This window comes from Lutibacter sp. A64, from assembly GCF_022429565.1.
Lineage (GTDB): Bacteria > Bacteroidota > Bacteroidia > Flavobacteriales > Flavobacteriaceae > Lutibacter.
The window spans coordinates 1,692,421-1,713,190 of sequence record NZ_CP092487.1; the positions used below are offsets into that span (position 1 = coordinate 1,692,421).

18 protein-coding genes are annotated in these 20,770 nt (G+C 29.4%); 12 read left to right on the top strand and 6 right to left on the bottom strand.

Features of this window, described 5'->3' with window-relative positions:
* The first annotated feature begins 13 nt into the window (after window positions 1-13).
* The 9 genes from MKD41_RS07180 (at window position 14) to rlmB (ending at window position 10,880) form a co-directional block, all read left to right on the top strand.
* Complete coding sequence (locus tag MKD41_RS07180; RefSeq protein ID WP_240244749.1) at window positions 14-1,465, top strand: SusD/RagB family nutrient-binding outer membrane lipoprotein; 1,452 nt, start codon at window positions 14-16, stop codon at window positions 1,463-1,465.
* A gap of 21 nt (window positions 1,466-1,486) precedes the next feature.
* Complete coding sequence (locus MKD41_RS07185) at window positions 1,487-2,332, top strand: hypothetical protein (protein WP_240244750.1); 846 nt, start codon at window positions 1,487-1,489, stop codon at window positions 2,330-2,332.
* Between the two features lie 24 nt (window positions 2,333-2,356).
* Window positions 2,357-3,205 (top strand): hypothetical protein, encoded by an 849-nt coding sequence (locus MKD41_RS07190; protein WP_240244751.1) that lies wholly within the window; start codon window positions 2,357-2,359, stop codon window positions 3,203-3,205.
* 103 nt (window positions 3,206-3,308) lie between these two features.
* Entirely contained in the window at window positions 3,309-3,500 is a 192-nt protein-coding gene (locus MKD41_RS07195; RefSeq protein WP_240244752.1) for a transposase, read from the top strand.
* A gap of 460 nt (window positions 3,501-3,960) precedes the next feature.
* Window positions 3,961-4,149 carry a hypothetical protein gene (locus tag MKD41_RS07200; RefSeq protein WP_240244753.1) on the top strand — a complete coding sequence of 63 codons (189 nt, stop codon included), beginning with the start codon at window positions 3,961-3,963 and terminating at the stop codon, window positions 4,147-4,149.
* A gap of 299 nt (window positions 4,150-4,448) precedes the next feature.
* Window positions 4,449-5,126 carry a hypothetical protein gene (locus tag MKD41_RS07205; protein WP_240244754.1) on the top strand — a complete coding sequence of 226 codons (678 nt, stop codon included), beginning with the start codon at window positions 4,449-4,451 and terminating at the stop codon, window positions 5,124-5,126.
* Between the two features lie 383 nt (window positions 5,127-5,509).
* The gene (locus MKD41_RS07210) at window positions 5,510-8,623 is read left to right on the top strand and encodes a SusC/RagA family TonB-linked outer membrane protein (protein WP_240244756.1); all 3,114 of its coding nucleotides are present in this window, start codon (window positions 5,510-5,512) and stop codon (window positions 8,621-8,623) included.
* A gap of 14 nt (window positions 8,624-8,637) precedes the next feature.
* Entirely contained in the window at window positions 8,638-10,062 is a 1,425-nt protein-coding gene (locus MKD41_RS07215; protein WP_240244758.1) for a RagB/SusD family nutrient uptake outer membrane protein, read from the top strand.
* A gap of 77 nt (window positions 10,063-10,139) precedes the next feature.
* A complete protein-coding gene (gene rlmB, locus MKD41_RS07220) occupies window positions 10,140-10,880 on the top strand; it encodes a 23S rRNA (guanosine(2251)-2'-O)-methyltransferase RlmB (RefSeq protein ID WP_240244760.1) in 741 nt (246 codons plus the stop codon).
* Between the two features lie 34 nt (window positions 10,881-10,914).
* Here rlmB and MKD41_RS07225 read toward each other — a convergent pair whose 3' ends face one another.
* Window positions 10,915-11,628 carry a rhomboid family intramembrane serine protease gene (locus tag MKD41_RS07225; RefSeq protein ID WP_240244761.1) on the bottom strand — a complete coding sequence of 238 codons (714 nt, stop codon included), beginning with the start codon at window positions 11,626-11,628 and terminating at the stop codon, window positions 10,915-10,917.
* Between the two features lie 337 nt (window positions 11,629-11,965).
* Between MKD41_RS07225 and MKD41_RS07230 the strand changes: the two genes are divergently transcribed.
* On the top strand, window positions 11,966-13,240 hold the full coding sequence (locus MKD41_RS07230) for a replication-associated recombination protein A (protein ID WP_240244762.1): 1,275 nt from the start codon (window positions 11,966-11,968) through the stop codon (window positions 13,238-13,240).
* Between the two features lie 268 nt (window positions 13,241-13,508).
* On the opposite strand, the gene MKD41_RS07235 is transcribed toward MKD41_RS07230, so the two are convergent.
* Window positions 13,509-14,402 carry a hypothetical protein gene (locus tag MKD41_RS07235; protein ID WP_240244763.1) on the bottom strand — a complete coding sequence of 298 codons (894 nt, stop codon included), beginning with the start codon at window positions 14,400-14,402 and terminating at the stop codon, window positions 13,509-13,511.
* Window positions 14,403-14,412: 10 nt separating this feature from the next.
* Entirely contained in the window at window positions 14,413-15,093 is a 681-nt protein-coding gene (locus tag MKD41_RS07240) for a YjjG family noncanonical pyrimidine nucleotidase (protein WP_240244764.1), read from the bottom strand.
* 11 nt (window positions 15,094-15,104) lie between these two features.
* Here MKD41_RS07240 and MKD41_RS07245 point away from each other — a divergent pair, with 11 nt between their 5' ends.
* The gene (locus tag MKD41_RS07245; RefSeq protein WP_240244765.1) at window positions 15,105-16,298 is read left to right on the top strand and encodes a glycosyltransferase; all 1,194 of its coding nucleotides are present in this window, start codon (window positions 15,105-15,107) and stop codon (window positions 16,296-16,298) included.
* Complete coding sequence (locus tag MKD41_RS07250) at window positions 16,292-17,548, top strand: polysaccharide biosynthesis C-terminal domain-containing protein (protein WP_240244766.1); 1,257 nt, start codon at window positions 16,292-16,294, stop codon at window positions 17,546-17,548. Before MKD41_RS07245 ends, MKD41_RS07250 begins: the two co-directional genes overlap by 7 nt.
* Here the strand turns inward: MKD41_RS07250 and MKD41_RS07255 are convergent.
* From MKD41_RS07255 to radC, 3 genes are all read right to left on the bottom strand, one after another.
* Window positions 17,541-18,410 carry a hypothetical protein gene (locus tag MKD41_RS07255; RefSeq protein WP_240244767.1) on the bottom strand — a complete coding sequence of 290 codons (870 nt, stop codon included), beginning with the start codon at window positions 18,408-18,410 and terminating at the stop codon, window positions 17,541-17,543. The two genes, MKD41_RS07250 and MKD41_RS07255, sit on opposite strands and share 8 nt — an antisense overlap.
* 5 nt (window positions 18,411-18,415) lie before the next feature.
* Window positions 18,416-19,708: a polysaccharide deacetylase family protein gene (locus MKD41_RS07260; RefSeq protein WP_240244768.1), complete on the bottom strand. Its 1,293-nt coding sequence runs from the start codon at window positions 19,706-19,708 to the stop codon at window positions 18,416-18,418.
* A gap of 197 nt (window positions 19,709-19,905) precedes the next feature.
* Complete coding sequence (radC, locus tag MKD41_RS07265; protein WP_240244769.1) at window positions 19,906-20,604, bottom strand: RadC family protein; 699 nt, start codon at window positions 20,602-20,604, stop codon at window positions 19,906-19,908.
* Window positions 20,605-20,770 lie beyond the last annotated feature (166 nt).

Consider the following 20,770-nt stretch of genomic DNA (forward strand, 5'->3'; position numbering starts at 1 on the left):
AAAAGATATTAAAATGAAAAAATATATAAAATATGCAAACTTGTTAATAGTAATATTACTATTAACTTCGTGCGACGATTTTTTGGATGTAAATGTTGATCCAAACAACCCAACAGTAGTAACTCCAGAACTTGTGCTACCTGTTGCTCAAAAATACACCGCAAACCTTATTCAAGGAACTGACGCAGGAGGTAGAAGAGCCAATACAATTGGAAATATGCTAATGTATAATTGGAGTCAATCTGATGGCTTTGCTTGGTATCCAGATGAATTCAAATATAATGTAAGTTCATCATTTTATTCAGGAATCTTTTCTAATTCTTATACGCAAGCTCTTAAACAATATCAAATTCTTGCTGAATTAGATGAAACATACGATAATTATAAAGCTATTGCTATGATAATGAAAGCATATCATTTTCAATTACTAGTAGATTTTTATGGAGATATTCCTTACACTGAAGCCTTACTAAGAAAAGATAATGCTACACCTATTTATGATGATGCTGCATTTGTCTACAGCGATTTATTAGTGCAATTATCAGCAGCTATAGAACTTATTAATAACACAGGAAGCTCTGTAACACCAGGAACAGATGATATTATCTTTGGTGGAGAAATGTCTGATTGGGTTCGTTTTGCAAATACTTTAAGATTAAGAATTGCAGTTCGCGAATCAAATGCATCAGCTATTTCAGAAGCATTTGCTCAAAGTGAAGGTTTTATTACAAGTGATGTTTTAGTTAATCCAGGATACTCATTAGACGCAGGGAAACAAAATCCATTCTGGAATTTATATGGTGCAGACGAATCTGAAACAGTAACACTAACAAGTAAAGCAACATGTGCAACTGATTATGTCATTTCTTATTTACAAAATACAAATGATCCTAGAATTGACTATATCTATGAAAAACCAGAAACTGGACATTTAGGTGTGGTTCAAGGTTTATTAGATTATGATACTCCAATAGTAGATGCCTATGTTCCTGAAAATGTTTCAAACATTGGACCAGGATTACTTAAAAACGCATCAATGGGAGCTTGTATTTTCACTTTAGCAGAAAGTTATTTCAACCAAGCAGAAGCTTTGTTAAGTCAAGGTGGAGATGCAAAATCTTTATATGAAAGTGGTATTGAAGCATCTTTTGATTATTTAGGTGCTAGTGGTGCTTCAAGTTATTATTCACAACCTTCATCAAATGTAAGTTGGGATAGTTCTAGTAATAAATTAGAAGCAATTATAACTCAAAAATGGATTGCTACAAATGGTATCACTGCTGAGCAATCTTGGTTTGACTATACTAGAACAGGATACCCTTCTAATTTACCTATTTCAAGTCAAGCAAGTACAAGCGACAGACCTGTTCGATTATATTACCCAGCAAGTGAATTATCTTCAAATGGTGGAAATGTACCTTCTCAACCAGATGCATTTACGGCTAAGATTTTTTGGGCAAATTAATTTTTTAAAACATAGAATATTATGAAAAAAATAAAATATATATTAATTTTTATGATGAGCTTTGCGTTTTTGACGTCTTGCTTTGATGATGAAACAGGCCTTGAACTAAATGATGAAGGTAATAATGTAGCTGGTTTCACAAATACAACTGAAAATGTTTCTAAAATTTCCAGCGGTGAAGAGTACCAAATTGAATTACAAATGAAAGTATCGGGACCTACAATTTTAGATTTAACAAGTGATATTACTGTATCTTACGCAGCTACAGATGCCTCAACAGCAATAGAAGGTGTTCATTATAGAATTGACAATCCAACAACTACACTTACAAAAGCCAATAACTATTTAGGATACGGAAGTATTGTTATGTTAACAGAGGGTATTGATGCTCCTTTAGACGGCCCAAGTCCTATTTTGGTTTTACAAGCCACAACTACTTCAGGTGATGGCACAGTTGTAGCAAGTGGAAAACCTGTATCCGTAACTTTAAATTATGCGTGTGATTCTAATTTAGATGGAACTTATACTGAAACACAAGAATATTGGAGAGCAGGAGCTTTCGTAAGCTCAACCACAAGAACAGTTACTTTTACAAAAACTGGTGTTGGAGAGTATAGAACATCAGAAGTTGGACATTGGTCTCAAGCAAGCCTTGGCTACACTCCTGGATTTACATTTTACGATGTTTGCGGTGCCATTACCATTCCTGGACAAAATTTAGTTGATACTTATGGTAATTGGGTTGTAGGAGTCGCTGGAGCATCATCGGTAGATGACATAACAGGTGATATTTACATGGAATATGAAATCGAATACCCAGAAGGTACTGATGATAGGGTATATTACGTAACCTATGTTAAACAATAGTTTAATTATTAAATTTTAATAAAAATGAAAAAATATAAAATATATAATATATTGGGGTTATTGTTAGTTACATCGATATTCACATCTTGTGATTTTGAAACTGCAGAACAAGACCCTAGCGACATCGTAAGCCCTTATAATAAACCAACTGTAACAATAACAAGTGACGCAGGTACGGTAATTAATGAAGGAGAAACTGTCACCTATACAATTACATTTGACAAACCAATTGAGCGCTCTGTAACATTTACTCCATCTATTGGAGGAACAGCAGATGACCACGATTATAGTTTAGAAGCTGTTACCTTACAGCCCTACACTACTTCCGTTGAAATGCCAATTGAAGTTTTTGAAGATTACGAAATTGAAGGACAAGAAAGCTTATCAATTCAAATAGAAATTTTAGGAATAGCGGAAAGATACTTAGTTCATCCTGATACCGTAATTGAACCAATCGAATTACAAATCAATGACTATGTAGATACTAATAAATTAATTATTAATTTTGCTTGGGGCACTGAAGATGATTTTGATATTTTAACATATAGTGATACATCAACTTATCCTGAAACCCTTTGGGGAAATGGTGGCGCTACAAGTGCAAATCCTGAAATAGACTCATCTATTTGGTTAGACGATCCTGCAGGAACTTATTATGTAACAATTTTAGATTGGGGAACAGGAACTGATTGGGATTATACTTTTACTTTAGGTTTTCCTGACGGAAGTGTAGAAACAATTACAGGTACTTTTGATGGTACAAACTACCCTTATTCAAGTTTTATGGGACCTTCAGATTGGGGTTCACCAAATGCATATAAAATACTTAAAGTTGAAAATAATGGATCTAGTTTTGTGGTAACAAAGTTATAAAAAAACCATCTATACAAAAAAAAGGCTTTCCTCACGGAAGGTCTTTTTTTTATTTATAAATCTGTCCCGTCCTGAAATAGCGATACACTAAAACACAAGTGTAATGAAAACATCAGACAAATCAGGTACAGCAAAGCGAACTCAAAAAGATTACTCGCTTTCTTTTAAACTTCAATTAGTTGAAGAAGTAGAACAAGGATTTTTAACAAAAACCCAAGCCAAGCGTAAATATGGTATTCAGGGAGACGCTACAGTAACCAAATGGTTGCAAAAATATGGTAACTTTGATTGGTAAAACCAAGTTCCAAAAACGATATCAAAAACTCCAGAACAAAAAATACTTGAGCTTGAAGCTAAAATAAAGCTCCTTGAAAAACAGAAAGCTAGAGAGCAGAACGTGCTGATAAAAAGGTTATTATTTTCGATATGCTTGTTGATATGGCAGAAAAGGAATATGATATTCAAATAAGAAAAAATTACACACCCGACTTATCGACATCTTCAAAGAAGAATATAAAGAAACTTTAGTTTCTACCTGTGATTTGTTCGGGGTAAACAGACAGGTTTACTATAGATCCATAAAATCAGGACTTCATAAGCAGACTGTAGCACAAAAAGTTATCGTTTTGGTTCGTGATATTCGGATGCTAATGCCAAGATTGGGTGGTAAGAAATTATACTTTCTGTTAAAGGATAAATTATCACTATTAAAAGTAGGAAGAGATAAATTGTTTAGAATACTAAAAGCTAACCATATGTTAATAATACCTCAAAGAAGCTACCACATAATTACAGACTCTCATCATAGATTTAGAAAGCACAGAAACCTGCCTAGTATGACTGAAAAATATGATCCATATGAAAATGCAATTGCAGAGCGAATAAATGGAATTTTAAAACAGGAATTTAGTGTAGCACAGAAGATTCAAGATTTTAAAGTATAAGGAGAAACTGGTCAAAAATGCAATAGAAATATACAACAATATAAGACCTCATTTATCTAACAAAATGCTAACACCAATACAAATGCACGCACAAAAAAAAATTAAACCAAAACAATACAAATCAAAAAAGCTGAACAATGATGTCATTATTCAGCTTTAATTTTTAACTTTTATCCTTTTATAATCTGTATCGGTTATTTAGGACTAGACAAATCTTAACATATCTATAATTAATTTTAAAATAACCATATTCTTATTAAATAATTAATTAAATTTGAATATCTAAAAACCAGTATCTCATGAAAAATCTTAAAACTATTTGTTATTTAATTTTAATATTTATAGCAATACCAATGTATTCACAAGAAAACTGTAAAGTATTAAAAAAGGATATAAATTCAGAATACAGTGGTGAATGCTCTAAGGGACTAGCGCATGGTATAGGTATCGCTAAAGGAATAAATACTTATGAAGGCCAATTTAAAAAAGGATTACCTAGCGGAAAAGGTACTATAACCTATGCAGACGGAAGCTCATATACAGGAGAATGGAAAAAAGGAGAACGAAGCGGAGAAGGAAAATTTATAATAACTAGTAAAGGAAAAGACTCAATTGTAGATGGTCTTTGGAAAAAAGATAAATATGTTGGTAAAAAGAAAGTTAAAGAATTCGATGTAATTAAAAAAATAGCTGTAAGTAGATATACAATTCGAAAAATAAGTGACAAAGGTAATCAAGTAACCGTAAGAGTAAAAAATAACGGTATGTATGTAGCCACAACAAGTAATATTAATGGTTCAAGTGGTAATTTAGTTTTTAGCCAAGGAAGAGCTATTTTTGAAAACATAACTTCATACCCTTTTACATGTGATATGAACTATGAAACACCTAGCAAAATAGGAACCACTTCTTATACAGTTGAATTTCGATTTAAGATTTTAGTTGAAGGGGATTGGTTAGTTGAACTTTATCATTAATAGAATATAAGTTAAAACTAAATATAATTATCAATCATACCTATTTAAACAATACAATTAACTTAAAAATAAATTTAATTTAATATTATTCTCAGTTTTATAAATTATAAATACAAAAATAAATCATACATCATTTTTTTATTAAAAAAAGTTAATTATCCTTGGAATTAATTTAAAAACAAGTAGTTACGGAGACTATTCAGCCTGTAATTTTTAATCGTTCTAAATAAATCACCGTTTTTTTAACAATTTTAGAAGCAACCATACATTAAAAAAAACATCTAAACAGTGATAAAACCTCATAAAATTAATGAAATAACAACCTTAAATTAAAAATTTTATTATATTTGAGGCTTTTAAAATTTAATCTAAACAATTATACAATGAAAACAAAGTTTAATGGAATTTTAACGCTTTTATTAGCGCTTCTTGTACAAATATCGTTTGCACAAGATAAAACAGTTTCAGGTACTGTTTCTGACGAAACAGGTCCATTACCTGGAGTAAATGTTATTGTTAAAGGTACATCCAATGGTACCCAAACAGATTTTGATGGTAAATTCAGCTTAAAAGCAACTACAGGTGATGTACTTGTTTTTAGTTATGTTGGAATGACAACAATAGAAAAAACAGTTGGCTCGTCAAATACTATTAATGTAACTATGGCTGGCTCTAACCTTTTAGAGGAAGTAGTAGTTGTAGCTTATGGATCTCAAACAAAAAAATCTATTGTAGGTGCAGTTACAGTTGTTGACTCAGACATTATTGATAAGCAACAAGTTACTTCAGTAACTTCCGCATTACAGGGTAGTGTACCAGGAGTTAACATTATTAGTTCAGGTGGACAACCTGGAGACAATGCTACTATTAGAATTCGTGGTATTGGATCTATTAATGCATCACAAGACCCATTAATTGTTGTTGATGGTGCCGCTTTTAATGGTAACTTAAACACAATTAGCCCAGACCAAATTGAATCTTTAAACGTATTAAAAGATGCTTCTTCTACTGCGCTTTATGGATCTAGAGGTGCAAATGGTGTTATCTTAATTACTACAAAAAAAGGTAGATTAGGTACTCCAACAAAAATTAGTTTAAAATCATCCGTTGGTATTTCTGACCAAGCGGTTGACTATCATGACTTGATAAGTGCTGATGAGTATGCAACTTACACTTGGGAAGCTCTAAAAAATGCTTCACAGTATGTAGATGGTAACAATGCTACAGATGCTGCAGCTTATGCATCAGCAAATTTAGTACAAGAATTTGGTGGTTATAATCCTTGGGGAATAGCTAATCCTGTTGATACAAATGGAAACTTAGTTTCTTCAACTAAAAAATGGGAAACAGATTGGGCTGAACACTTATTTAATGATGCTGCAATTAGACAAGAACATGCATTAGCAATCTCTGGAGGTAGTGAAAGTACAACATACTATGTTGGTGCAAACTACTTAAATCAAGAAGGTTCTATTGAAACTTCAGAATTTGAACGTATTTCCACAAGAGTAAACTTAGATACAAAAGTTAACGAATGGTTAAATGTAGGGTTTAATACATCTTATTCAACTTCAACTCAAAACTATCCAGAACAATCAGGTAGTGCTTACCAAAGTGCTACAGCTTGGATTTTTGCGGTACCTTCAATTTACCCTTTAAATAGAAGAGATGCAAATGGGGATTTAGTTTTAGATAATTTTGGAGACACAATTTACGATTACGGTAATACTTTATTACAAGCTACAAATGGATCTAGACCTGCTTTAAGTGGTGAAAATGCAGTTGGAGCATTATACAGATATGATGTACAATATAAACGTGATAACTTTACTGCTAATGGTTATGCTAAAGTTGATCTTACTGAAGATTTATACTTTAAAACAAACCTTTCATATGAAAAATATTTATATGATTCATTTGAATATGCACACAATGAATACGGTTACGCTTCAAACGTAAATGGTAGAGTTTCTCAAGATAGAAACATTACATCTACTATTAACTGGATCAATCAATTAAATTACACTAAATCTTTTGATGACCACAATATTTCTATTGATGCAATCCACGAGTCTTATAAATTAAAAATTGATGCATTAGGAGCTCAAGGAACTGGTTTTTTACCAAATGTACAAGTATTAAATGGTAGTACTACTCCTGAAAGTGTTAGTGGTTACTTATCTGAAGAACGTTTAGAAAGTGTATTAGGTAGAATTGCTTATAATTACCAAGATAAATACTACCTAGAAGGTACATTTAGAACAGATGGTTCTTCAAGATTTGATGAATCAGTACGTTGGGGTAACTTTTTCTCTGTAGGTGGTTCTTGGGTAGTCTCTGATGAAGAATTTTTAGCAAATAATGATGTTATTAGTTTCTTAAAACTAAAAGCTTCTTATGGAGAGTTAGGTAACAACCGTGGTATTGGTTATTTCCCATACAAACAATTATTTAATACTGGTTGGAACCAATTAGATAATACAGGTGTTTTATTAGGCGGTGTAGCTGATCCATTTTTAAAATGGGAAAAAACAGCATCAACAAATGCAGGGTTTGATATTAGATTTTTACAAGATAGATTTTCTTTAGGTGTTGATTATTACTCTAAAGAATCTGTAGATTTAATTTACGATAAACCTCTAGCTCCTTCAACAGGGAATTCAAGCATAACAACAAATGTTGGTTCTATTAAAAATTATGGATGGGAATTTATGATTAGCTCTAGAAATATTCAAAAACAAAACTTTGAATGGACTACTAACTTAAACTTTTCTTTTGATAAAAATGAAATTACTGAGTTAACACAAGAAAGTTTTATTAGTGGAACAAAACGTTGGGAAGTTGGTAAATCTTTATATGAATTTTACATAAGAGAATACGCTGGTGTAAATCCAGATAACGGTAAAGCTATGTGGTATCAAGATGTTTTAGATGCTAATGGTGATGCTACTGGAGAACAAGTTACTACAGAAGTTTATGCTGATGCTTCAAGAAATTATACAGATAAATCATCTTTACCAGATGTAATTGGTGGTTTAACAAACTATGTTAGAGTTGGAGACTTTGACTTAAACATATTATTTAACTTTAGCTTTGGATCCTATATCTACGATTCTACTTATGCTGGATTAATGAGTGGTTTTGAAGATGTAAGGTCTGCATCTCCAGATATTGCAGATCGTTGGCAAAACCCTGGAGATATTACAGATATCCCAAGATTAGAAGCAGCTTCAAATGACTATAACTCAACTTCAGATAGATTCTTATTTGAAAACAACTATGTAAGATTAAAAGCACTTAACTTTGGTTACAATTTACCACAAAATGTTATAAATAACATTGGTTTATCTAAGTTAAGAGTATTTTTCCAAGGAGATAATTTATTAACTTTTGCAAGCCACGAAGGTATTGACCCTGAACAAAGTATTTCTGGTACTACAGATAATAGATCTTTTAATCAAAGAACTGTTTCGTTAGGTTTAAATTTAGAATTTTAAAAAAAAAGTAAATCATGAAAAAAATATTTATAAAATTTACAATTGTATGTCTTATTGCTATAACTGCTGTTAGTTGTGGTGATGACTACTTAAACGACCCTGTACCAACAGATGCTGTTACATCTGATGTTATATTTGGATCAAGAACTGGAGCAGAGGCTTTTATGTCTGGTATGCTTAGATTATTTAGAGCTCAGTACACTAACAATGATTCTGCTGGATTAAACTCAATTTATTACGCTCGTACAGTAAAAGGTAATGATGTAATACAAGGACCAACTTGGTTCCTTTACGACTACGAAAATGCTAATAGAGAACCTACTTACAGAAGAACTACATTTACTTGGAACTTCTGCTACGATGTAATTAATCAAGCAAACTCTTTTATTAATGGTGTTGAAGCTAGTGAATTGTCTGAAATTGATAAAAAAGAATTAATAGGACAAGGTAAAGTAATTAGAGCTTTATTCTATTTTCAACTAGCTATGGAATTTCAACATGCCTACAATTATGATCCTTCTTTACCAGCTCCTCCAATCTACACAGAGCTATCTTTAGATGGAAAACCAATGAGTACTTTACAAGAAATGTACGACTTAATAATTTCTGATTTAACAACTGCTGTAGCTGATTTACCTGATACAAGATTAGGAAAATCATATGTTAACAAAGCTGTTGCAAACGGAATATTAGCTAGAGTATACCAAACTACAGGAAACTGGAGTGGTGCTGAAAGTGCGGCCAATGCAGCTTATGGAGGAAACCCTTCAAGTGTACTAGATGCTGCTTCTTACCAAAACGGATTTAATGATATAAGTAATGTTGAATGGATTTGGGGAAGCCCTCAAAGTGCTGATCAAAGTAATTACTACTGGGGTGCTCCACATTCACATGCAGATCACTATACAACATCTTACCAAGGAACATTTTTTAATAATGATTTTGTAGATTTATTTTCTCCAACCGATGTTAGAAATATGTTTGAAAATGGATATGGAGTTTCTGAAGATAGCTACCAACATTATATTACAACTAAATTCTCTTTTACTTTTGATGCAGATCATCCAATTATGAGAACAGCTGAAATGATTCTAGTTGAAGCAGAAGCAAAATACTATAATGGTGATGAAACTGGTGCACACGATTTATTATGGGCACTTCAATCAAATAGAGATGCAAATGCAGTTAAATCTTCAAACACTGGAACTGATTTATTAGAAGAAATCTTAGTGGAAAGAAGAAAAGAATTGTATGCTGAATTAGGTGTAGAATGGTTTGATGCTAAACGTTACAGAAGAGGTATCACTAGAACTGGAAACCATAGAGTTGGTTCTTCAGCTAATTTATTACCTGATGATAAAAAATTCTTCTTAAAAATACCTCAAGAAGAAATTGACGCAAACGAAAATATTGATGCTAGCGTAAACGCTGACAGATAATATTTAAATAACTATATTTTAAAACCACCTCCTTCGAGGTGGTTTTTTTATTCAAACAATATACCTACATTTGCAGCATGGAAAACGAAGTTTCAAAAATATTTGGTATTAGAGCTGTTATAGAAGCAATTAATTCTGGAAAAACAATAAGTAAAATTTACCTTCAAAAAGGTTTAAGCGGTGCTTTATTTTCAGAATTAAATACACTTATAAAAAAACATAATATTGCTACAAGTTATGTGCCCATTGAAAAATTAAATAGGTTTTCTAAAAACAGCAATCACCAAGGTGTAGCAGCACAAATATCTCCAATAGATTTTATAGATCTTGAAACTTTAATTTCTACTTCTTTAGAAAAAACAGCTACTCCTCTATTTCTTTTATTAGATCAAATATCTGATGTACGAAATTTTGGTGCCATAATTAGAACTGCTGAATGTACTGGAGTAAATGGTATAATAATTCAAAAACAAGGAAACGCTCCTGTTAGTGCAGATACTGTAAAGACTTCGGCTGGTGCTGCTTTTAAAATGCCTATTTGTAAAGTTAACCATATTAAAGATGCTGTTTTTCAATTGCAAGCTGAAGAAATTCAAGTTGTTGCAGCTACAGAAAAAACTGACAATTTAATTTATGCTATTGATCTAAAATTACCAACAGCAATAATTATGGGTTCTGAAGATAGAGGAATCAATCCATCAATTTTAAAAATTGTAGATCAAAAAGCTAAATTACCGCTTTTAGGAGAAATTCAATCATTAAATGTTTCTGTTGCTTGTGGAGCATTCTTATATGAAGCTACTAGACAAAGATTGTAGTTAATAACTAAGAAGTTTTACTGTTTAATTTCAACTATTTATTCTTCTCTTTTGTAATTTTATATTCATAATTCACCGTTAATTTTTCATCAGTTACAGGTTCTTCTTCTGGTGGATTATAATTACCGTGTTCATCAAATAAATTTTCAAAATCTTTATTTTCCGTAAATTGAAATTTTTCTGGTTGTGGACCTTGCTTCCTAAAAAAGTAAGAAAAAATAAGCCCCACTAAAAAACCTGATAGATGTCCTTCCCAGGATATTCTTTCTTCTGTAGGAAAAATATACCAAACCATACTTCCATATAAAAAAACTACAATTAAAGACAATGCCGTTAATCTGTAGTATTTTCTAAAAATTCCGCTAAAAAATATAAAACTAACTAATAGATAAACTACGCCGCTTGCACCAATATGATATGAAGGCCTTGCAAAAGACCAGGTTAACAAACCTGTAAGTAACAAGCCTAAAATAAGTACCTTATTTGCAATGTTTCTATAGAAATAATATAAGCTCCCCAACATTACAAATAATGGAATGGAATTGTTAAATAAGTGCTTTGTAGAGCTATGTATAAAAGGCGAAAACAAGACACCTTTTAATCCACTTAAGGTTTGTGGATATATACCAAATTTATTAAAATTATAACCAAATTTAATCTCAATAAAATAAATAAACCACAACAAGCAAATTATTAAAATAGGAAATACAACTACTCCCCTATTATATTTAAAATTCTGTTGCTCCATAACTTATAAATAACAAATATAAGTCCATTCTATTTTAATCTGAAATATTGTCAGTAATTCTTATAAATGTTGAATTGTTTAATTATAGTTGAAAGGTTTAAAGGTTGGAAGGCTACTAAATTAGAAAGTTACGTCACTGCGAACGGAACTTTTGTGAAGTGAAGCAGTCTGTTTGTTTAGACCTAGAAATAACATACTAAATAAAGTTGATGAAATTGCTTCTGTTATACCGCCCTCTCAATTGATCTGTGTTTAATGTGTAATTGTTGTTCAACGTACCTAAACGAAATTCGAAAATCATAATTAAAAAATGCTACATAATTAGTATTTTTACAGAATGAATGAACCATTAGCTGAACGCATACGACCAAAAACTTTAGATGACTATATTAGTCAGCAACATTTGGTAGGTAAAAACGGTGCTTTAACGCAACATATTAAAAGAGGTATAATACCTTCATTAATTTTATGGGGACCTCCAGGAATAGGAAAAACTACCTTAGCAAATATTATTGCACAAGAATCTAAAAGACCATTTTACACACTTAGCGCCATTAGTTCTGGTGTAAAAGATGTAAGAGATGTTATTGCTAAGGCAAAACAAAGTGGTGGATTATTTACAGATAAAAATCCTATTTTATTTATTGATGAAATCCATAGGTTTAGTAAATCTCAACAAGATTCTTTACTAGGTGCTGTAGAAAAAGGTTGGGTTACTTTAATTGGTGCAACTACTGAAAACCCTAGTTTTGAAGTAATTCCCGCATTGCTTTCTCGCTGCCAGGTTTATATTTTAAATTCCTTCAGTAAAAAAGATCTAGAAGAATTATTAGAACGCGCTTTACAAACAGATATTTATATTTCAGAAAAAGATATAAAAATAAAAGAAACAGAAGCTTTGTTACGAGTTTCTGGTGGCGATGCTAGAAAATTATTAAATATTTTTGAATTGGTAGTAAATTCTGAAGAAGAGCCTATTGAAATTACTAATGATATGGTACTTTCAAAAATTCAAAAAAACACGGTTTTATACGACAAAACCGGCGAGCAACATTACGACATTATTTCAGCATTTATAAAATCTATTAGAGGTAGCGATCCTAACGGAGCTGTTTATTGGCTTGCAAGAATGATTGAAGGCGGAGAAGATGCCAAATTTATTGCTAGAAGATTGCTTATTTTAGCGAGTGAAGATATTGGAAATGCCAATCCTACTGCTTTAATTATGGCAAATAATACATTTCAGGCAGTAACTACTATTGGTTTTCCAGAATCACGAATTATATTAAGTCAGTGTGCGGTTTATTTGGCAAGTTCGCCTAAAAGCAATGCTAGTTATGAAGCCATAGGGAAGGCTCAGGCGTTAGTTAGAGAAACTGGCGACTTATCTGTACCATTGCATTTAAGAAACGCTCCTACAAAGCTAATGAAAGAATTAGATTATGGTAAAGAGTACAAATATTCGCATAACTATGAAAATAATTTTGCAGAACAAGAATTTTTACCCGACGACATAAAAAACACTACATTATTTGAACCAGGAAATAATCCAAGAGAAAATAACCTTCGAGCATTTTTAAAAACTAGGTGGAAAGATAAATATGGGTATTAGTTAATGGTTGCTGGTTATTAGTCAACAATCGAAATGTAATTAAACCTACATATAACATTTAAAAATTTTAATTTTATACCTATACAGATTAGAATTTTAAAACCTTACAGTTTTAAACCAATAGATTGCTGCAGTCGCATTTTCCATAACATTTGAAACTCACCATAGCAATAGCAATTAAAATAAGTTATTTAAAAATTCTTCAACCTTAAACCTCACAGTTTCAACTTTGCTACTTTAAACCTTTATAACCTTTTAAACTACTCAACTAAATACGTTTATATGTTTTTTTACCGTTAACCGTGTCTACATTTAAATTTCCATTAGCATCAACTTCAACTAATTGTGGTTGTTTAAAAGCACGCCATTTTATAATGTAAATATTTGGTTTTGAAGTTGTGTAAATAGTAGCAAGCTCTACATTTTCATCACCACCAGTAACAATATATTCATTGTTGCTTTTAGTAATATTACTTTTTCCCCAAGTATCAAGTAAATAGGCTCCCACTATTGAAGAAGCACGCTCTTTTTCTACTGTATCTACATTATATTTTGCCTTAATTTTTTCGCTAGTTAAGGTAGCTGTTGCTACAGTTTTATCTGTTTTTACTTCTTCAGAAATTTTTGATTCAGTTACTTTTGGCAATACTTCTTTAACTTCAGTCTTTTCTACTTCTTTAGTCTTTAAAGTTTTAATGGTACTACTACTTTCTGCTATAGAAGAAGTGGCATTATAGCTATAATTTAATGCTTCAATATCTACAAATGCCTCTCTTATAGTTGCATGATATGCTTTTTTATATTCTTTAATTTTAGATTTTGCCTGGTGTGTTGAAAAAATAGTATTATTATAACAATCTATTAAATCAATACTTATTGTTGTACTAAACATTCCAGAATCATCTTTTAAAATTGCTTTTAAAGCCATACATCCATTATTAGCTAATTCATCTGGATATATATCTGTTGAAAAGTATGCGGTAAAACCCGCTCTTTCAAACAAAAATTTAGTTAATGAATTAATTTGGTAGGCATCTTCACTTTTTTGAAATTCGTATTGTTTTGGAATAATTATATACTTATAATCATTGATACTTTTTTGGGCAAAAGTGAACGTGCTACTTAAAATTAATAAAAAAGCAACTAAACTAGATTTATTCATAATATATTTTTTAAAGGTATTTTTTTATTTCGCTTAACAAATTTACAGATTTAATGTTTTCTGAAACAGGTTCTTTGTTAAAATTACAAAATATAACATCTAAGCCTACATTTTTTGCTCCCATAATATCTGCTTCCCAATTATCGCCAATCATAATAGACTCTTTAGATGTTGCATTTGCCTTACTTAAAGCAAAATTAAAAATATGTGGATTTGGTTTTTTAACGCCTGCACTTTCGGAAGTTATTACTTGATTAAAATACGTGTCTAACCCAGAATTTTTTATTTTTTTTGTTTGTACTTCATTAAAACCATTTGTAATAATATGCATTTGATAATTTGGTTTTAGATACTCTAAAAGTTCATAAGTACCTTCAAAAAGCTGATTATTATCTGGTAAATACTCTATATAATCTTCGGCCAAATTGTCTATTAAGTTACTAGTAGCTTTAAACTTTATTATTTGAAAAGTATCTTTTAATCTACCAACTCTTAACTCTTCTTTAGTAACCTGCTCATTTCTATACAGTTTCCAATATTTTTGATTGATACCTCTATAATAATTTAGAAATTTTTCTAAATCTACTTTAACATTATGCTTTTTAAAAATTGTATCGAATGCAATATCAGAATTTGTTTCAAAATCCCAAAGTGTATGATCTAAGTCGAAAAATATGTGGTTTATTTTCATTTGATAAAAATATGAATATAATACAGACCTTAAAAACTATTTTAACCATTATATTTGTTAAAATTATGTTATTGAATAAAAAATTACACATATTATTTTTAAGTGGGTGGTACCCCTCAAGAGTTTCGCCTCAAAATGGAGATTTTATTCAAAGACATGCAGAAGCTGTGGCAACAAAACATAAAGTTACACTAATTTACGTAGTTACAGATGAAAATATAAAAAGTAAAGAACAAACTACTAACCTTATAAATAATGTGTTAACTAAAGTTATTTACCTTCCTAAAGCTTCTAATAGAATTTCAAAATTCTTTTCTTTTTTATATACTTATTTAAGAGAAATCAACTCAATTGGAGATTTTGACTTAACACATCTTAATATCACTTTTCCTAAAGGAATTATAGCATTGTATTTAAAATGGTTTAAAAACAAACCTTATATTATTTCTGAGCATTGGAGTGGATATCAATTACCATTAAACAAGTCAATTGGAATTCTACAAAAATTAACTACTAAAATAATAGTTAGGTATGCTAAGTATGTATGCCCTGTATCGCAAAATCTAACAAATTCAATGATTAAATTTGGTTTAAAAGGCAATTTTTATAATATCCCAAATGTTGTAGATACAACAATTTTTAATACTTATAAAAAGAAAACAGAACAATTTATTATTACTCATATTTCAGGCATGAATAATGAAATTAAAAATATAGCTGGTATTTTAAATACAATTAAAAAACTTGAAAACTACATTCCAAATATGAAATTTAATTTAATTGGTAATAACTCTAAAAATTATAAGAATCAAATTAAAAATTTAGGTATTAAAAATATTTATATTAAAGAACAAATACCCCATAAAAAAGTTGCTGAAATTTTAAAAGAGTCTAATGTTTCTATATTATTTAGCAATTATGAAAACCTACCTTGTGTTATAATTGAATCGTTCTCATGTGGAGTTCCTGTTGTATCGACAAACGTTGGAGGTATTTCTGAATTTTTCCCAAGCGAGTTTGGATATTTAATACAACCTAAAGATGAAATTGCTTTAGAAAAAGCAATTCTAAATATTTATCAAAAAAAATTAGTTCCAAATAAAAATGAAATGCATAAATATGCTGATGAAAATTTTGGAATTAATATAATCTGTAAATTATATTCTAATTTATATTATAAGACTTTAAAAAATATAAGTTGCTAAGTTTTATCTCAAATTTTATTAAAAGATCTGGAAATTACGTTTTTATTGCCACAATAATTTCAAGACTACTTTCTTTTCTTGCTTCGTGGATTGCCTTACAATTAATCCCTAGTAAAGAATTAGGGGCGGTAATATATGCTTTTCAAATAATTTCATTTATCATTCCTATGGCTGGAATGGGGCTAAATCAAGGTTTATTAAGATACGGGGCACTATTAAAACTTAATAAAGAAAAAAACAAATTATTTATTTATACGTTAAAATATGGAATTTTAGTTAGCTTTCTATTAATTGGACTTTTAATTGTAGGTTCTTTTTTAATTGATTTCAAATTAGAAAACACACGATTTTATCTTATTCTTTTAACATCTGCAATTACAGCTCATTTTGTTTTCGGATTAATAAAGATTCAATTTAGATTATATAAAAACAATAAATTATTCTCATATATAGAGGTTACTTATAACCTGCTATTGGTATTTTTTGTCACTCTTTTAAGTTACTATTTTAATGAATTTGGTTACGCTATTTCTTTAATAATTACCCCTATAATAACTTGTTTGTATTTTCTAAGTAAAATCAATATAAAATGGAATGAAAAGGTGAATCTTAAAATTATTAATTTTTCATTCTGGAAATATGGTTTTTTTGCTAGTCTTTCAAACGTAACAACTCAACTTCTTTTTGCTATTGATATTTTATTGATTGGAAGTATTTTAAATAATTTAGAATTAGTAACAGCTTACAAATACATTTCATTAATTCCTTTTAGTTTCTTGTTTTTATCACAAGTAGTAATAACAACAGATTTTGTAAATTTTACTGAAAAAATATATAAAAAAGAATATATAAAAAAATACATTCTAAATTATTTAAAATTGTTTATTCTTATTAGTTTCACTTGCTTTGGTTTTATTTACATGTTTGCACATTATATCCTGTTATTTTTCAATAAAGAATATATTCAATTTGAATCAACATTATTAACACTAACTTTTGGTGTTACTGGTATTTTAATTTTACGTGGAATTTTTGGAAATTTATTATCATCTATTGGAAAAGCAAGTGCTAATTTTATAATTACATCAATAGCTTTGTTAATTAACATTTTATTGAATTATATACTTATTCCAAAGTATGGAATATTAGGTGCTGCAATAACTTCAGCAATATTAATGTGGTTTACAGGTATTTTATCTATGTTACTATTTTTTTATTACTATACATTAAAATACAATCACATTAAATGACATTTTTATAAAAAAAAGCAGTATAAGATTCTTTTTCCGCCCCAAAACTTTTATAAAAACTAGCAACACCTTTAACCATAGAGCCTTCAAAGTCTAAAACTCTATCAGTATTTTCATATTTATAAATAATTTCATTTAGTATTAATGTAGTTAATCTTTTCTCTTTTCCTAAATCTGAAGTTATAGGAACTAAATTTGTAATTCTATTTTTATCAATTAGGAATAATATACTTCCTTCTAATATATTTTTTACATAAACTCCCACTAAATGAATTATTTTGTTTTTAGAATTTAACAATCTCTTTAATGTTTCAATTTGAGTTTTATTTATCTTATAATTATGAGAAACACTTAAATAAAAATCTAAAAATTCTTTTGGAGCAATATTGAAATTAATATTGTAATTTTCTTTAAAAACCCTCTTCAAATCTCTTTTTCTATTAGAATTAAACCCTTTATAAATATCCTCATAAGGTTTATTTAAAGGCAAGACATAATTTATTCGTTCAGTTACATTTTTATGTTGAAATTTATTTTCAGAATTAAATTGAATCGTTATTTTTTTAAATTTCTTAGGAATTGCTTTTATAAAATCTAATACTAATTTCTCTGAAATTGGATTTGGAGAGAATACACCTAATTGCTGTGTCCAAGCAGGCGGGTAAATATATTTTATAAAATATTTTTGTCGCCAAGGCAACGGCATAACAGCCTCATAATCATTCAAAACCAGTGCATCCCAATTATCAGCTACACAATCTAAATACCAACTAAATGCATAGATACGTGAATTTACAGAAGCTTTTATACACGTATTGTATTTAGATAAATTTAGTTCATTGTTTTTTAAATATCGAATCATGCAATTTAACTCAACATTTGTTTATAAATGGAGGTCCAACCTTGCCATCGCTCATTTTCGCTTAGTGTTTCATTATGAAATAAGCTCACAAAAGTTCCATTCACTTTTTGTACTTCTTCTTTTAGTTTTAATATTTCCTCTAAACTTTCTTTATTTGAAAGTTCCATATAATCTTTTAAAGTAACATCCATAAATGCAAACGGAATTATTTTTAAAGGTGTTTTAATTTCAAAATCTAAATCGTAAAAATAAAAAGGTGTACAAGTACTAGCTCTAAAACCAACTCTTTTTGCATAACCCATTGTATAATCTTCTAAAATATCTAAATCTATTAAATTTTGATACGTTTCAGGAATACTTAGCCTTAAATAATGCTGACGTGAAAAAACAATTGGTGTATTTGTTATATTTTCTAACCTTAACTTTTCTTTTTTTAACTTTTCTATATTTTTAAAAGCAAAATAAGATGGATGTAAACCAATTTTAGCATAATCTGCTACAGATTTTATAAGCGATTTAAATTTGCTATTATTAAATGAAATGTTTTTATCGAATGTAGTATAATCTCCTATTAAAAAGAAAAATAGGGTAGTGATATTATGTTCTTTTTTAAATTTTAACAACTCAGAAAATGTATCGTATGGATCTTTTCTTAGGTTTAAATGTGCCGATAAACGATGCCAAAAATTAACAAATTTAAAACCAACAATGTCTAACAAATACCCTCCTAAAGACCTAACAACACCTTTGTGTTTATAGGCAAATGCAGTATCTACATCTATTGTTGAAATTAATTTAAATGTTCTTTTTTTATAATTATAAGTTGGAAATTTTTCTTTTAAAAGTTCTAAAAATTTATATGCCCAAATATCTACTAATGGTTGCTCTAAAAAATTATTTTTAAAAGCAATACTCTCTTCAACAGGAAAACGCTCGTGTATATCTTGTACGTGAGGAAGGTACTCTTCGTACCTACTTATTAAATAAAAACTTGCAGCAAAAATATCAAAAGGAATACTTGATGCTTCTCCTGCTGGAAAAAAACAAGGAACATCATCCCAATTTAAAATATTTATATCAATATCATTAATTCCTTGTTCAAATAATAAATCATGGCTTCTAATAAAAAACTCTGAACCTAAAGGAGATTTACAATAGGTTATTTTTGGTCCATTGTGTGCAACAAATTCATCTACCTTAGTTGTAAAAACAACTGGTATTTGTAAAATTCTTACAAAAAAATGCTTAAAAATATAATTTACCCGCGGTGTAATTTTATGTGTATAAACTAAGAGCACTATTTTAATTTTTGGTTGTTGGTTGTTGATTTTTAGTTGCTAGTTGTTATAATTTTTGAATAGTTTATTGGTTTAGTCTATGTTATAGTAACTCAAGCTTCGACGCCGTTCAGTCGCCGTTTATAATTTCTTTCGTCTTCAGTATTTCTTCACTTTCAACTTTTTAACCGTTTAACTATTCAACTTATTTCAAAAAACTACATCAAACTTTCATCGGCAAAGCTAAAGTACGCATTTTCTGTTATAATTAAATGATCTAAAACTTTAATATCTAAAGTTTCTCCTGCTTTTTGTAATTTGGAAGTTATTAACTTATCGGCATTACTAGGCTGTAGTTTTCCTGAGGGATGGTTGTGACATAATATAATTGCTGTAGCATACAATTCTATAGCTTTTTTAAACACCAACCGTACATCTACTAAGGTACCAGTTAAACCACCTTTACTAGATTGTTGTTTGTATAATACTTTATTAGAATTGTTTAAAAAAATTATCCAAAACTCTTCATGTTGTAGCTCTCCAATTATTGGCTGCATAATACTAAAAACAGCTTTACTACTGGTTACTTTAGGTAATTCTAATGCTTCTTCTAACCTTCTTCTTCTGCCAAGTTCTAGAGCTGTAATTATTGAAATTGCTTTTGCTTCTCCAATTCCTTTAAATTTTTGTAAGTCTAAAACGGTTAGTTTTCCTAATTTATTAATACTATTATCTATGGAATTTAATATTTTTTTAGAGAGATCTACTGCGCTTTCATTTCTATTTCCAGATCCAATTAAAATAGCTATTAATTCAGCATCAGAAAGTGCTGATTTACCTTTTAACAATAATTTTTCTCTGGGTCTATCATCTTCAGCCCAAGATTTTATTGAAAGTGATTTATTATTGTAATTCATAAGCAAGTTTTACTCAAATATAACTATTTAAAAATAAATATCTAAAACAAAAAAAGAGAGCTATTAAAAAACAGCTCTCCTAAACTTAATTCAACTAATTTAAATTTCTTGTGTTATATATACAAACTCATTATAATAATAAAACACTCTATAAAATTTCTTAACA

Bases quoted from the DNA above. Each gene is read 5' to 3' on its own strand.
- MKD41_RS07180 (WP_240244749.1), top strand. From the start codon at position 14: ATGAAAAAATATATAAAATATGCAAACTTGTTAATAGTAATATTACTA.
- MKD41_RS07255 (WP_240244767.1), bottom strand. From the start codon at position 18,410: ATGATTCGATATTTAAAAAACAATGAACTAAATTTATCTAAATACAAT.
- radC (WP_240244769.1), bottom strand. From the start codon at position 20,604: ATGAATTACAATAATAAATCACTTTCAATAAAATCTTGGGCTGAAGAT.
- MKD41_RS07200 (WP_240244753.1), top strand. From the start codon at position 3,961: ATGTTAATAATACCTCAAAGAAGCTACCACATAATTACAGACTCTCAT.
- MKD41_RS07240 (WP_240244764.1), bottom strand. From the start codon at position 15,093: ATGAAAATAAACCACATATTTTTCGACTTAGATCATACACTTTGGGAT.
- MKD41_RS07215 (WP_240244758.1), top strand. From the start codon at position 8,638: ATGAAAAAAATATTTATAAAATTTACAATTGTATGTCTTATTGCTATA.
- MKD41_RS07210 (WP_240244756.1), top strand. From the start codon at position 5,510: ATGAAAACAAAGTTTAATGGAATTTTAACGCTTTTATTAGCGCTTCTT.
- MKD41_RS07230 (WP_240244762.1), top strand. From the start codon at position 11,966: ATGAATGAACCATTAGCTGAACGCATACGACCAAAAACTTTAGATGAC.
- rlmB (WP_240244760.1), top strand. From the start codon at position 10,140: ATGGAAAACGAAGTTTCAAAAATATTTGGTATTAGAGCTGTTATAGAA.
- MKD41_RS07245 (WP_240244765.1), top strand. From the start codon at position 15,105: ATGAATATAATACAGACCTTAAAAACTATTTTAACCATTATATTTGTT.
- MKD41_RS07185 (WP_240244750.1), top strand. From the start codon at position 1,487: ATGAAAAAAATAAAATATATATTAATTTTTATGATGAGCTTTGCGTTT.
- MKD41_RS07205 (WP_240244754.1), top strand. From the start codon at position 4,449: ATGAAAAATCTTAAAACTATTTGTTATTTAATTTTAATATTTATAGCA.
- MKD41_RS07190 (WP_240244751.1), top strand. From the start codon at position 2,357: ATGAAAAAATATAAAATATATAATATATTGGGGTTATTGTTAGTTACA.
- MKD41_RS07225 (WP_240244761.1), bottom strand. From the start codon at position 11,628: ATGGAGCAACAGAATTTTAAATATAATAGGGGAGTAGTTGTATTTCCT.
- MKD41_RS07195 (WP_240244752.1), top strand. From the start codon at position 3,309: ATGAAAACATCAGACAAATCAGGTACAGCAAAGCGAACTCAAAAAGAT.
- MKD41_RS07235 (WP_240244763.1), bottom strand. From the start codon at position 14,402: ATGAATAAATCTAGTTTAGTTGCTTTTTTATTAATTTTAAGTAGCACG.